A 13,841-nucleotide genomic window follows, 5' to 3' on the forward strand; every position below is an offset into this window, starting at 1 on the left:
GGCGGTCGAGGGACCGCCGGACGGGATCCTGCTCACTCGGGCGCTCGACAGCGTGGTCCGGACCACCAGCCGCGCGGAGACGCTCGGCGAGGTCGCCCTCCAGCGCGGCGTTCGGTCCTGACACCGTTTCCCTGCCTCGTGTTAACACGACCACCGCCAACGGCGGGCTTAACACCCACGGCGTGAACTATCCACACACATGCGAGAGGACTTCCTGCTTCTCAACCCCGGGCCAGTCCCGATGAGCGCCGAGGCGCGCGAGGCGATGAGCGAGCCGATGGTCTCCCACCGCTCGGCGGCGTTCGAGGCGGTGTACGAGCGCGCACAGGACGGGCTGGAGTACGTGTTCGAGCGCTCGACGCCCGAGGAGGCGCGAGCGGCCCAGGGCGGCGAGGCGCTGGTCCTCAACGGGACGGCGACGATGGGGATGGAGGCCGCCGTCGCGAACCTCGTCGACGGGGACGACGAACTCGTCGCGGTCGTCAACGGGAAGTTCGGCCGGCGGTTCAAGCGCATCGCCGAGCGCCACTGCGAGGTGTCGGCAGTCGAGTTCGACTGGGGCGACCCCGTCGACGTGGACGCGGTCGCCGACGCGGTGACCGACGAGACTGAAGTTGTAACGGTCGTCCACAACGAGACGAGCACGGGACTGCTGAACCCCGTCCCGGAGATCGGCGAGATCGCCGCGGAGCACGACGCCCGCTACGTCGTCGACGGCGTCACCTCGATCGGCGGCGACGAGTTCCGGATCGACGACTGGGGGGTCGACATCGCGGTCACGGACGGGCAGAAGGCGCTCGCGGCGCCGCCGGGAATCTCCGCGCTGTACGTCGCCGACGACGTCGACGCCCACGTCGACGGCGAGGGGGCGCCGTTCTACGAGGACCTCGACTGGCACAGCCGGAAGGCGAGCCAGCACCAGACCCCCTTCACCAGCGCGGTGCCGCTGTTCCGCGGGCTCGCGGTCGCGGTCGAGGAGATCCAAGCCGAGGGGATGGGCGACCGCATCGCCCGCCACCGCCGGCAGTCGACCGCGTTCCGCGAGGCGATGTGGGCGATGGGGTTGGAGTCGTTCCCGGAACTGAACGACGAGAGCAGCTACTCGAACACGCTGACGGCGATCGAACTCCCTGAGGGTGCACGCGAGGAAGACAGCGGCGCGTTCTTCGACGCCGTGGTGGAGCGCGGCGTGTCGATCTCGGGCGGGCAGGCCCACCTCGGCGGCGAGATATTCCGCGTGAGCAACATGGGGAACCTCACGAGTGACCAACTGCTGCGGGGGGTCCGGACGATCGGCGAGGCGTTCGAGCAGGTCGGCGTCGACGTGGACACCGAGGCGGGGGTCGAGACCGCGCGGCGGGAACTGGACGCGTAAGCGTCAGTCGAGCAGCCCGGTCCGCTCGAACAGCCCTTCCAGCGCGTCCATCGTCGTCACCACGTCGTCGCAGTGCGGTTCGACCGCGTCCTTCGGCTCGAACCCGACCGCGTGGCCCGCCGCCTTCAGCATCGGTAGATCGTTCGCGCCGTCGCCGACCGCGACGGTGGTCGCGAGATCGGCGCCGTACTCCGTACAGAGATCCGCGAGCGCGTCGTCTTTCGTCCCCTCGATCAGCGGTCCCTCGACCTCGCCCGTGAGTTCGCCGTCCGCGGTCGGGAGGTCGTTGGCGACGATCCGGTCGACGCTTGCGCCGTCGCGTTCGAGGGCCGCCTCGACGCCGGGGGTGAAGCCGCCGGTGAGGATCGCCGTCGTGTGGCCGGCGTCCTGCAGCCGTTCGAGTACGTCGGCGGCGCCCCGCCGGAGCGCGGTCTCCTCGTACGCCGCGGCGGCCTCGTGGTCGGGCAGCCCTTCGAGCATCGCCGCGCGCTCCCGGAGGCTCTCGGCGTAGGAGAGTTCCCCGCGCATCGCGCGGGCGGTGATGTCGCCGATCGCCTCGGCGACGCCGTACCGTTCGCCCAGTGCCACCAGCATCTCCGCCTCGGAGAGCGTGCCGTCGAAGTCGAACGCGACGAGGGTCACGGGCGTACTGCGTCGTCGGGGGTAATCGGTGTTTCCCTGTGGACGTTTCTGTGTATCGGACTCATCCAGTCTGACAATCTATACACGCACCTGTATATTTATCGTGGGTGTCGGTGTCACGCTGGAGAAAGCGTTAACCCCCGTGGAGAGTTCACTCGGGGCATGAAGGTACTCATCACGGACCCGATCGCCGACGCCGGGATCGAACGGCTCCGGGCGGCGGGCCACGAGGTCGTCACCGCCTACGACGCCGCCGGCACGGCGCTGCTCGACGCCGTCGCCGACGCCGACGCGCTGATCGTCCGCTCCGGCACCGACGTGACCGAGGAGCTGTTCGCGGCCGCGCCGAAGCTCCAGATCGTCGGCCGCGCGGGCATCGGCGTCGACAACATCGACATCGACGCCGCCACCGACCACGGCGTGATCGTCGCGAACGCGCCCGAGGGGAACGTCCGCGCCGCCGCCGAGCACACCGTCGGGATGACGTTCGCGACCGCGCGATCGATCCCGCAGGCCCACGGGCGCATGGTCGAGGGCGCGTGGGCGAAAGGGGAGTTCCTCGGCACCGAACTCAACGGCAAGACGCTCGGCATCGTCGGCCTCGGCCGCGTCGGGCAGGAGGCCGCCAAGCGCCTCGGCGCACTGGGGATGGAGCTGGTGGCCTACGACCCCTACATCAGCGAGGAGCGCGCCGAGCAGATCGGCGCCGAACTGGTCGAACTCGACGAGTGTATCGACCGCGCGGAGTTCCTCACGGTCCACGTCCCACTGACCGACGAGACGGAGGGGCTGATCGGCGAGGAGGAACTCGCACAGATGGAGGACGGCTACGTGATCAACGTCGCCCGCGGCGGCGTCGTCGACGAGGCGGCGCTGGCGGACGCGGTCGAGGACGGCGTCGTCGCCGGCGCCGGGCTGGACGTGTTCACCGACGAGCCGCTCCCGGAGGGGTCGCGCCTCCGGGAGGTCGAGGACATCGTGCTGACCCCCCACCTCGGCGCCTCGACCGCCGAGGCGCAGGAACACGTCGCCGTCGCGACCGCCGAACAGGTGCTCGCCGCGTTCGCGGGCGAGCCGGTGATGAACGCGCTCAACGCCCCCTCGGTCGACGAGAGCGCGTTCCCGCGGATCGAGCCGTACATCGGCCTCGCGGAGACCGCCGGCCGGGTCGCCGCGGAACTGTTCGACGGCCGGATCGAGACGGTCGAGGTAAGCTACGCCGGCGAGATCGCCGAGGAGGACGTGGAGCTGGTCACCGCCAGCGCGCTGCAGGGGGCGTTCGCGCCGCTTGAGTGGCAGGTGAACGCGGTCAACGCGCCCCGGGTCGCCGAGGAGCGCGGCGTCGACGTGACCGAGACGAAGACTCGAAGCTCCGAGGACTTCCGGAGCCTGCTGACGGTGACTGTCGGCGACGGGACCGACGAGCTCGCGGTGTCGGGGACGCTGTTCACGGGCGAGGAGCCGCGGCTCGTCTCCATCGACGGCTACCGCGTCGACGCGCTCCCGCACGGCCACATGCTCGTCGCGCGCAACGAGGACGCGCCGGGCGTGATCGGCCTGATCGGCACCGTGCTCGGCGAGCACGGCGTCAACATCGCGGGGATGTACAACGCCCGCGAGACGATCGGCGGCGAGGCGCTGACGGTGTACAGCCTCGACGACGACGTGCCCGAGGACGCGCTGGCGGAGCTGACCGGCGACGACCGGATCATCGACGTGCGGCAGCTGTCGCTCTGACTTCCGGCCCGCTTCGCAGATCGGCCGGGTTAGCACCGTTTCCGTACTGGTTCGTGACGGCATTCATTGTCCCGCAGCCACAAGCGCGAGCGATGGACGGACTCCCCGAACACGACGTCCCCGACGAGGTCGAGACCGATGACTGGGCGCTCGCGGTTCGCGGGAGCGTCGGCCAGCCCCGGACGTTCGACGCCGCCGACCTCGCCGACCTCCCGATGGAGACGTTCTCCGAGGACTTCGACTGTGAAGCCGGCTGGGTCGCGGAGGGGCTGTCGTGGCGCGGCGTCCGTGTCGGCGACCTCCTCGACCACGTCGAGCCGTCGCCGGAGAGCCGGTTCGCGCTCGTCCACGCGATGGACGGCGACTACGCCTGTGCCTTCCCGCTCGATCGGCTCGAGAGCGCGGTGCTGGCGCTCGAACTCGACGGCGAACCGCTCCCGACGGTACACGGCGGGCCGGCGCGGTTGATCCCGACCGGCGACGGCGACTGCTGGGAGAGCGTCAAGTGGGTGGCGGCGATCGAACTGGCGGCCGACCGGCCCGAGGACACCGCCCGCGAGATCGCGCTCGGCCGGGTTGAGTGACGCCCACAGGTCGCCGGGTCCGATAGGGATATGCCCCTCCCCGTGCCACCGACACGCATGATCGGTGAGCGTCGATGAGCGGGGCGGCGGAACAGTACGTCGACGACCACGAGGACGAACAGTTGGAGGACCTGTTCTCGCTGCTCGCCCAGCCCTCGATCAGCGCGACCGGGGAGGGCGTCGCCGACTGCGTGGAACTGGTCCAGTCGCTCTGTCGGACGTACGGCTTCGACGACGCGATGCGGGTGGAGACGGCCGGCCAGCCGGCGGTCATCGCCCGCGCCGACGCGGCCGAGGAGGCGGTCGAGGGCGAGGAGGCCTCGACCGTGTTCGTCTACGGCCACTACGACGTACAGCCGGCCGACCCCGACGAGTGGACGACGCCGCCGTTCGAGCCGACGATCCGCGAGGGGCCGGACGGCCGTGAGCGCATCTACGCCCGCGGCGCCGGCGACAACAAGGGGCAGTGGTTCGCCCACCTCTGTGCGGTGCGCGCGCTGCGGGAGACGACGGGCCTTCCGATCAACGTCACCCTCCTGCTCGAAGGCGAGGAGGAGAGCGGCAGCCCCAACCTCGACGAGGTGGTCCGGGAGTACGCCGACGTGCTGAGCGTTGCATACCTCGCGTTCCTCGCCGACGGCCCGATCGACGCCTCGGGGCGCCCGCACGTCCTCATGGGCGCCCGCGGGATGCAGTACGTCCAGATCGACGTGACCGGGCCGAACCGCGACCTCCACTCCGGGAACTACGGCGGGCCGGTCCCCAACCCCGCGTGGGAGCTGGTCCGGATCGTCGCCTCGCTGAAGGACGAGTCGGGCCGGGTCGCTGTCGACGGCTTCTACGACGACGTGCGCCCGATCGAGGCGGAGGACCGCGAGGCGCTCGACGCGATGCCGTTCGACGCCGAGGCGATCAAAGCCGACCTCGGCATCGACCGGTTCGCCGAGGGGCCGGGCGACAGCTACCTCGAGAAGCTGCTGTACTACCCCACCTGCAACATCTGTGGCCTCTCCTCGGGCTACGGCGGCGAGGGGAGCAAGACCGTCCTCCCCTCGACGGCGACGCTGAAGATGGACATGCGCCTCGTCGCGGATCAGGACCCCGACGCGATCTACGACGCCTTCGAGGAACACGTCCACGAGCACGCGACCGGCGTCTGTGACGTGGCGGTGACGAAGATGGGCCAGATGCACCCCCAGCGGACGCCGCTTTCCCACCCGATCCGCGAGCCGGTGATGGAGGCCGTCGCGGCCGCGTGGCCGACCGAGCCGATCCTGAAGCCGACCCTCGGCGGCTCGCTGCCGACCGCGGTGTTCGAGCGGGAGTTGGGGCTGCCCTGCGTGACGGTGCCGTACGCGAACGAGGACGAGAACAACCACTCGCCCGACGAGAACCTCGCGCTTTCCTGCTTCCGGAGCGGGATCCGGACCAGCGTCGAGCTGTTCGAGACGCTTTAGAACGCCAGCCCGTCGTCGACGGGCCGTTCCTCGGTCGCGACGACGACGCCGGCGTCCGTGCTGATCTCGGGGTCGGCGTAGTTCAGCACGCCGACGGAGGCGTCGGCGCTCAGCCGGGCTTCGACGGCCGCTTCGGGGTCCGAGACGGTGTCGGGCAGGACGAAGCCGCTGGTGAGGCTGACGCGGTCCTCCTCGGTGTCGGGGACGCCGAACCCGAGTGCGACGGCCGTGGGCGTGGTCTCGCCGACCTCGATCCCGACGTCGTCGCCCATCGAGATCTGGGTGTAGGACTCCTGACCGACCGCGGACTGGATCGAGGCGAGCGGCCCGTCGTTGCTCGTCCGGCGCGCGCCATCCTCGCGGGCGTCGATCAGCGACTCGATCGCCGCCCGGTCCCGGTCGCCGTTCGAGGAGATGGCGATCCGGCTGTCGCCGACGCCGACGAGGTAGGAACTGAGCGTCGCGTCGACGCGGTAGAGCTCGTAGCCGCTGTACGTGCTGTTGACGGTCTCCGCGTCGAGCTCCTGTCGGTAGGCCTCGATCATCGCCGAGCGGTCGAACTCCGCCTCGACGCCGTACAGCGAGGTGGTCCACCCGCCGTTGTAGTAGACGGCATCGAGTTCGCCGAACTCCATGGTCGGCACCGGCGGTTCGAGGAACGCCGCCATCAGGTCGTAGCGGTCGCCGAGCACGTAGCGTGCCTCGGCCAGATCGACCGGCTCCATCGCCCGGATCGACTCGCCGCTCCGGTTGGCGCCGCTGCCCTCCCGTTCGGGGGTCCACCGGCCGTAGACGGTCGCGCTCCCGCCGAGAACGCCGGAACAGCCGGCGAGGCCGGCGAGGGCGGCCGCACTGCCGGCTCGGAGGGCGTCACGTCGCGTCAGCGTGGATCGGTCCATAACGAAGCGTTGCGCTACCGATTCAAAAACGTTTGTCGGTGGAAACTACGAAAGAAAGTCACACGCGTTGTCTCAGACGACGTCGTCGAGCAGGGCGACGAACTCGTCTGAGTCCAGATCGTTGAGATCGTCGCTGAGCACGTCCTCGAGCTCCGCGATCCGGTCGGTGAGCTGTTGGTACCGCTCGTCCTCGGACAGCACGTGGTCGGGGTTCTCGGACTCCAGCGTCGCCCGCTTCTCGACCAGCCGGTAGTACTCCCGGAGCTGGTCGTCCTGCTTGTCCCGGTCGAGCAGCGTCCGGACGGTTTCGTTGAGCTGATCGTGGTCGACCGGCTTGGAGAGGTAGGCGTCGAACGGCATCTCGACGATGTCGAGGTCGGGCGTGACCGCCGTCATCATCACGACCCGGGGGTCGGCCTGCCGGTCCTGCATCGCGTCGAGCACGTCACGCCCCGAGAGCCCGGGCATCATCCGGTCGAGCACCACGACGTCGACTGCCGGATCGAGTATCGATAGCGCCGTCTTGCCGTCCGCGGCCGTCCGCACCTCCCACTCGTCGTCGAGCCAGAGGTCGTAGGTGGCTCGAACGTCGTACTCGTCCTCGACGACGAGCACGACGGGAGTTCTCGAGGACTCGGTAGGCGCCATCGTACTGTAGAGTGTTCACCCGGCTGACTAAAAGGAATGTGGCCGATTCGGGGAAACGAATCAGGCGTCGTGCTCCCCGTCGTCGCTCCGCGGGAGCGTCACGACGAACCGCGCGCCCTCGGGGTCGTTGTCCCCGACGTGGACGTCGCCGCCGTAGCTGTCGACCATCGTGTCGATGAAGAAGAGGCCGAACCCGGAGCCGCCGGGACCGCCACCGGCCGCGTGGGAGACGCCGCGGCGGAACACCTGATCGCGCTCGGACTCGGGGATGCCCGGGCCGTTGTCGGCGACCTCGATCCGTACCTCGTCGCCGTCCGCGATCGCCCGGACCTCGACCTCTATCTGCTCCTTATCGTTGTGTTCGACGGCGTTCCGCAGGAGGTTCGTCAGCACGTCGTCGAGGATGTCGTCGGCCTCCGCCCGGAGACCGTCCTCGATCGCCGTGTCGACGACGACCTCGGGGTAGTTGCTCCGGAACGTCTCGATCCGCTTGGTCAGCACCCCCGTGAGGTCGACCGGCTCGGTGTCGGTCCCCTCGGCGAGCGTGTCGAGGGCGGTCCGGATCCGGTCGATCTGGTCGGATATCTCGCGGGACCGCGAGAGGATCGTGGTCGCGAACTCCCCGTTGCGGCCCGTCAGCTCCTCGCGCAGGATCTCGGCGCGGGAGTCGATCACCATCATCCCGTTCTGGACGTCGTGGCGAAGCAGCGAGTGGAGGAACTCGAGCTGGTCGGTGCGCTCCTCGAGCTCCCGTTCGCGTTCGCTCTTCTCGCGGGCCAGCCGTTCGGTGCGCTCGCTCAGTAGCTGCTCCCGCTCCTTCCCGGCGGTGATGTCCGGTAGCACGGCGAACGTCTCGTCGTCGGCGACGTGGACCGTCCGCAGGTCGTAGAACCGCCCGTCGGTCAGCCCGTCGTCGTTCCGCGTGCTCGGCGACAGGATTTCGGGCGGGACGCTGATCTCCTCGTGGTAGGGCTCGCCCCTGAGCGTCGCCTGCACGAACTGGTCACGGTCGAACGCGCTGCCTGCCGGGGCGTCGGCGGCGTCGAGCAGTTCGGAGAACCCCACGGTGAACGTCTCCTCGAACGCCGGGTTCTCCCGCCCGGCGCTGAGCCCGCCGTCGTGGTGGTCCAGCGCGACGATCCGGACCGCGGTGTCCTCGAAGAACGACCGGAACCGATCGCGTTCGGCGGTGAGCGCGCGGTGCTCCTGCCGTCGCTGCACGTCGTAGAGGCCGGCGCCGAACGCCGCCACCGAGCCGAGTAACACGCCGTCGGCGGCCAGCACGTACGGCTTGAGTCGCCCCATCGCCCAGAGCTGGAGCAGGATCACGATCGCGTAGATCCCGGTCGCGAGCAGCGTCGCGCCGAGGGTCCACTTCGCCGCGAGCAGCACGTCGCGCTCCGGCCACTCCTGCCGGGAGAGCCAGACGCCGCCCCCCACCAGCAGCAGTGCCAGCGCGATCAGCACGGCGTTCTCTACCAGCGTCGCCGCGACCCCCCAGCCGAGGTTGCTCGTGTCGTCCCAGATGTCGTACGCCGGCACCCCGAGCAGCGCGACTCCGACCGCGCTCACCGCGGCGGCGGCGAGCCGAGCGCGCCGACTCCCCGCGTGTACGCTCCCGTCCGCGGGGAAGTCGACCCAGCCGCTCCCGGAACTGTCACCGCTCATACTACTCCGTCGAATCCGGAGCCGGATAGTTTTCGGGGCCGTCACCCCCGCGTCGGCGCCCGCCGGGCGGACGTCGGGCCGCCCGGGCCAGTACGGATAAATCACTGGCGGAACGAGCCGTGTACCCGCGCCCGATCATGCTCGACACGACGCTCGGACAGGTCGCGACGGTGCTGCTGACGGTCGTCGGCCTCTGGATCGGCGCGCGACTGCTCGTCGACGCCGTGATCCGGCTGGCGAAGCGCTTCGGCCTCTCCGACCTCACCATCGGCCTCACCGTCGTCGCGGTCGGCACGTCGACGCCGGAGTTGGCCGTCTCCATCGACGCGGCGCTCAAGGGGCTCGGCGACATCGCCGTCGCGAACGTCCTCGGGTCGAACATCTACAACCTCGCGTTCGTCCTCGGCGTCGTCGCACTGATCCGGGTGATCCCCATCGCGAAGTCGCTGGTCCACAGGGACGGGATCGCGCTGCTCGTCAGCACCGGCCTCGGCGCGCTCGTGCTGTTCGACCTCGGCGTGAGCCGGCTCGAAGGCGGCGCGCTGGTCGCGATATTCGCCCTGTACACGGCGTACCTGCTCCGGTCCGGGGAGAGCGAGCCCGCGGCACCGACGACGTCGGCGACGGCGGCGACCCGCGACCTCCCCACCGAACTCTCCTTCCGCGGGCGCGACGCCGTCTACCTCGTCGGGGGCCTCGCGCTCGTACTCGTCAGCGGCGACCTGCTGGTACAGGCCGCGTCCGACCTCGCCCGCGGCGCCGGCGTCTCCGAGTGGGTCGTCGGCGGCACCATCGTCGCCGCGGGCACGTCGACGCCGGAGTTCGCCGTCTCGCTGGTCGCGCTCCGGCGCGGGAGCCTCGGCGTGTCGGTCGGCAACGTCGTCGGCAGCAACGTGTTCAACCTCCTCGCGGTCGTCGGCGTGGCGTCGCTCGTCCGGCCGCTGTCGGTCAGCGCGACGGCGCTGTCGACGCTCGCGTGGCTGGCCGCCGTCTCGCTGGTGATGGTCGCCGCGTTGTGGACCGGGCGGGAGCTCTCCCGGCTGGAGGGCGGGCTGTTCGCCGGGTCGGAGGTCGTCCGCTGGGTGCTGGGGCTGCTCGGCTGAGCCGGTCGCCGATCCCGCCACGGGTGGCTTTATTTCCCGGCGGCGACGACTCCCGCCATGACCGAGCCACGCGACGACCGGTTCGACCACCTGTTCGCGTCGACGGTGCGCGAACGCCTCGGCCGCGAGGGGTACGGCAGCAGCGCCTCCCCGAACGCCGAGGACGCGGTCCCCCTGACGTACGGCTTCCCCTACCCGGACTCCTTCCCGACAGCGGCACTGGAGGCTGCCACCGAGACCGTGCTCGAGGAGGAAGGCGCGGACGCCCTCCAGTACGGCGGCGGCGAGAACGTCGACCGCCTGCGCGACGGGCTGCTCGCCCGCGAGGAGGCCCGCGGGATCGACGCCACGCGAGAGCAACTGCTCCTCACCAACGGCGCCACCCACGCGCTGGACGCCGTCTGCTCGACGTTCCTCGATCCCGGCGACGAGGTGCTCGTCGAGGCGCCGACGTTCGTCTGGAGCCTCGCGGTGCTGGACAACCGCGGTGCCGCCCTCACCGGCGTCGAGATCGACGAAAACGGCCTCGATCCCGATGCGCTGGAAGCGACGCTCGAAGCGCGCGAGGCCGCCGACGAGCCGACGCCGAAACTGCTGTACACGATCCCGGAGTTCCAGAACCCCACGGGCGCGACGCTCAGCCGCGAGCGCCGCGAGCGCGTGCTCGAACTGGCCGAGGAGTACGACTTCCTGATCGTCGCCGACGACGCCTACGGCGAACTCCGCTTCTCGGGCGAGTCGCCGCCGCCGCTCTCGGCGCTGGACGACTCGGGGCGAGTGATCCGGCTCGGCACCGTCTCGAAGACGATCGCGCCCGGGGTGCGGACGGGCTGGATCGTCGCCCACGAGGCGCTGGCCGACCAGATCGGCGGGATGGCCGCCGGCGGCACCAACACGTTCACCCAGAGCGTGCTCGGCCGCTACTTCGACGCCGGCCACTACGAGCCGACGCTGGACGACCTCTTGGCGGGGTACGAGCGTCGCCGCGACGCGATGCTCGACTCGCTCGAACGCCACCTCCCGCCCGGATCGTCGTGGACCGAGCCTGCGGGCGGCTTCTTCCTCTGGGTCACGCTGCCGGCGGGCGTCGACACCGAGGAACTGCTCCCGCTGGCGGCCGAGGAGGGCGTGACGTACCTCCCCGGCGAGCGTTTCTTCGTCGAGGACGGCCGGGGGACGCGCTCGGCGCGGCTCTCCTTCAGCCACTGCTCGCCCGAAGATCTGGAGGCCGGCGTCGCGGCGCTGGCGCGGGCGACCGAGACGTATCTCGAGTAGCGGGCACGGAGACGTATCTGGAGGCGCGAACGGCGTAACACATTTGTCCCCCCGGCTCAACCATATTCCTGTGACTCACGCGACCACCGCCGTCGACGGCACGCACGCCGCCGACGCCACCGCCGTCGCCGCTGCCCGACAGCGGCGGGTCGCGTTCCGGCCGCGGGCCGCTTAGGCCCAACTCCACCTCATTCCCTCGTCACCGTTTCGCCGTTGTTCTCCACCTCTTCGTCCGGTTAGCGTGTCGTAGCACATTTTCTTACAAGCTCTAAAACGATGTATTTATCGGGTAGCGACTATCAGACGCAGATATGACGAAAGTCGCGCTCGCGTTCAGCGGTGGACTCGACACCACCGTCTGCGTCCCGCTACTGAAAGAGGAGTACGGCTACGACGAGGTGGTGGCCGTCACCGTCGACGTCGGCCAACCCGAGGCGGAGTTCGCGGAGGCCCGCGAGACCGCCGACGCGCTGGGGCTGGAGATCCACGTCGTCGACGCCAAAGCCGAGTTCGCGTCGCTCTGCTTCGATTCGGTGCGTGCAAACGCCACGTATCAGGGCTACCCACTGGGCACCGCACTCGCCCGTCCCGTGATAGCCGAGGCGATCCTCGAAGTCGCCGAAGAGCAGGACTGCGACGCGATCGCTCACGGCTGCACCGGGAAGGGGAACGACCAACTCCGCTTCGAGACGGTCTGGCGCGGCTCCGACCTCGAAGTCGTCGCGCCCGTGCGCGAACTCGGCCTGACCCGCGAGTGGGAGGTCGAGTACGCCGCCGAGCGCGACCTTCCCGTCGAGGCCGGCAACGAGGGGACCTGGAGCATCGACACCAACCTCTGGTCCCGTTCAGTCGAGGGCGGCGACCTCGAGGACCCCAGCCACGTCCCCAGTGAGGAGATCTACGAGTGGACCCAGACGCCCAGCGGCGGTGAGGAGCTGGTCGACATCGAGTTCGAGGACGGCTACCCGATCGCGCTGAACGGCGAACTCCTCGATCCGGTGGACCTGATCGAGAACCTCAACGCGCTCGCGGGCGTCCACGGCGTCGGCCGCACCGACATGCTCGAGGACCGCATGCTCGGGCTGAAGGTGCGCGAGAACTACGAGCACCCCGCGGCGACGGTGCTGCTCACGGCCCACGAGGCGCTCGAGCAGTTCGTGTTCACGAAGACCGAGCGCGACTTCAAGCCGCAGATCGACCAGCAGTGGGCCGAACAGGCCTACCGCGGGCTGGTGTTCTCGCCGCTGACCGAGAGCCTGAACGGCTACCTCGACGCCTCACAGGAGAAAGTCACCGGCACGGTGACGGTCAAACTGCAGGGCGGGGGCGTCCGCCCGGTCGCCCGCGACTCCGAGTACGGCGTCTACTCCGAGAACGCCGCCTCGTTCAACACCGAGACCGTGAACGGGATCGAACAGGCCGACGCCACCGGCGTCGCGAAGTACCACGGCTTCCAGGAGCGCCTCGCGAACCAGGTGAAGGAAGCCGCCGAGAAAGAGGACGACCACGAGAAAGCGACGCTCTCGACCGACGGCGGGGAGTAGATGTCCGGAGAGTCGACCGACGGCGCGGAGACCGTGATCCGCCGCGAGCGCTTCGCGGACGGGCCGGCGCGCTCGTTCATGTCCAGCCTCGACGCCGACCAGCGCATCTTCGCGGCTGACCTCGCGGTCGACCGTGCCCACGTCGTGATGCTGGCCGAGCAGGGGATCGTCGGCGACGACGACGCCGCGGCGATCCTCGACGCGCTCGATGGGGTCGAAGCCGCCGGCCACGACGCCCTCCCCGAGGGCGAGGACGTCCACGAGGCGATCGAGTCGGCGGTCGTCGCCGAGGTCGGACCTGCGGGCGGGCGGATGCACACCGCGCGTTCGCGCAACGACGAGGTCGCGACCTGCATCCGCTACCGCTTCCGCGAGGACCTGCTCGCCGCCGCCGAGGCCAGCCTCGAACTCCGCGGCGCGCTGCTCGACGCGGCGGCCGCAGAGGCCGACACCGTCGTCCCCGGCTTCACCCATCGCCAGCACGCCCAGCCGACGACGGTCGGCCACCTGCTCGCGTCGTACGCGGGCGCGGTGGCGCGTGACACCGAGCGCCTGCTCGCCGCCTACGAGCGCACGAATCGCTCGCCGCTCGGCGCGGCGGCCTTTGCGGGCACCACGTTCGACGTGGACCGCGAGCGAACGGCGGAGCTGCTGGGGTTCCACGACGTGATCGAGAACAGCGCCGACGCCGTCACCGCCCGCGACTTCCTGATCGAGGGCTGTTCGGCGTTCGCCGCGCTGTCGGCGACGCTCTCGGGGCTGGCGACCGACCTGATCGAGGGCGCGAAGGACGGCCATGTCGAACTCGACGACGCCTACGCCTCCACCTCCTCGATCATGCCCCAGAAGAAGAACCCCGACTCGCTGGAGCTGGTCCGCGCGGTCGCCGGCGACGCCGTCGGCGACCTG

At 70.1% G+C, this 13,841-nt stretch carries 12 protein-coding genes; 8 read left to right on the forward strand and 4 right to left on the reverse strand.

The features are described 5' to 3' along the window. The first annotated feature begins 199 nt into the window (after positions 1–199). Entirely contained in the window at positions 200–1,375 is a 1,176-nt protein-coding gene (locus ACFR9S_RS13040) for a pyridoxal-phosphate-dependent aminotransferase family protein (RefSeq protein WP_379818840.1), read from the forward strand. Positions 1,376–1,378: 3 nt separating this feature from the next. Here ACFR9S_RS13040 and serB read toward each other — a convergent pair whose 3' ends face one another. Beyond that, the gene (gene serB / locus ACFR9S_RS13045) at positions 1,379–2,017 is read right to left on the reverse strand and encodes a phosphoserine phosphatase SerB (RefSeq protein ID WP_379818841.1); all 639 of its coding nucleotides are present in this window, start codon (positions 2,015–2,017) and stop codon (positions 1,379–1,381) included. A gap of 162 nt (positions 2,018–2,179) precedes the next feature. On the opposite strand from serB, the gene serA reads away from it, so the two are divergent. The 3 genes from serA to ACFR9S_RS13060 all read left to right on the forward strand — a co-directional run bounded on the left by serA (position 2,180) and on the right by ACFR9S_RS13060 (position 5,795). Next, positions 2,180–3,754: a phosphoglycerate dehydrogenase gene (serA, locus tag ACFR9S_RS13050; RefSeq protein ID WP_379818842.1), complete on the forward strand. Its 1,575-nt coding sequence runs from the start codon at positions 2,180–2,182 to the stop codon at positions 3,752–3,754. 92 nt (positions 3,755–3,846) lie between these two features. Continuing rightward, complete coding sequence (locus ACFR9S_RS13055; RefSeq protein WP_379731647.1) at positions 3,847–4,338, forward strand: molybdopterin-dependent oxidoreductase; 492 nt, start codon at positions 3,847–3,849, stop codon at positions 4,336–4,338. A gap of 74 nt (positions 4,339–4,412) precedes the next feature. Further along, a complete protein-coding gene (locus ACFR9S_RS13060) occupies positions 4,413–5,795 on the forward strand; it encodes a M20/M25/M40 family metallo-hydrolase (protein ID WP_379818843.1) in 1,383 nt (460 codons plus the stop codon). On the opposite strand, the gene ACFR9S_RS13065 is transcribed toward ACFR9S_RS13060, so the two are convergent. From ACFR9S_RS13065 to ACFR9S_RS13075, 3 genes are all read right to left on the reverse strand, one after another. After that, positions 5,792–6,694: a hypothetical protein gene (locus ACFR9S_RS13065; protein ID WP_379731649.1), complete on the reverse strand. Its 903-nt coding sequence runs from the start codon at positions 6,692–6,694 to the stop codon at positions 5,792–5,794. The two genes, ACFR9S_RS13060 and ACFR9S_RS13065, sit on opposite strands and share 4 nt — an antisense overlap. 72 nt (positions 6,695–6,766) lie before the next feature. After that, positions 6,767–7,342 carry a response regulator gene (locus ACFR9S_RS13070; protein WP_379818844.1) on the reverse strand — a complete coding sequence of 192 codons (576 nt, stop codon included), beginning with the start codon at positions 7,340–7,342 and terminating at the stop codon, positions 6,767–6,769. Positions 7,343–7,402: 60 nt separating this feature from the next. Continuing rightward, a complete protein-coding gene (locus tag ACFR9S_RS13075; protein WP_379818845.1) occupies positions 7,403–9,010 on the reverse strand; it encodes a sensor histidine kinase in 1,608 nt (535 codons plus the stop codon). A 137-nt stretch (positions 9,011–9,147) separates the two neighbouring features. Between ACFR9S_RS13075 and ACFR9S_RS13080 the strand changes: the two genes are divergently transcribed. The 4 genes from ACFR9S_RS13080 to argH all read left to right on the forward strand — a co-directional run. Beyond that, positions 9,148–10,113: a calcium/sodium antiporter gene (locus tag ACFR9S_RS13080; RefSeq protein WP_379818846.1), complete on the forward strand. Its 966-nt coding sequence runs from the start codon at positions 9,148–9,150 to the stop codon at positions 10,111–10,113. A 57-nt stretch (positions 10,114–10,170) separates the two neighbouring features. After that, positions 10,171–11,388, forward strand: coding sequence for an aminotransferase-like domain-containing protein (locus ACFR9S_RS13085; protein ID WP_379818847.1), 1,218 nt, complete (start codon positions 10,171–10,173; stop codon positions 11,386–11,388). A gap of 311 nt (positions 11,389–11,699) precedes the next feature. Further along, positions 11,700–12,932: an argininosuccinate synthase gene (locus tag ACFR9S_RS13090; RefSeq protein ID WP_379732270.1), complete on the forward strand. Its 1,233-nt coding sequence runs from the start codon at positions 11,700–11,702 to the stop codon at positions 12,930–12,932. After that, positions 12,933–13,841: argininosuccinate lyase (gene argH, locus ACFR9S_RS13095; RefSeq protein ID WP_379818848.1), on the forward strand; the 909-nt coding region annotated here is incomplete at its 3' end.

Source organism: Halolamina salina, from assembly GCF_042678005.1.
GTDB lineage: Archaea > Halobacteriota > Halobacteria > Halobacteriales > Haloferacaceae > Halolamina > Halolamina salina.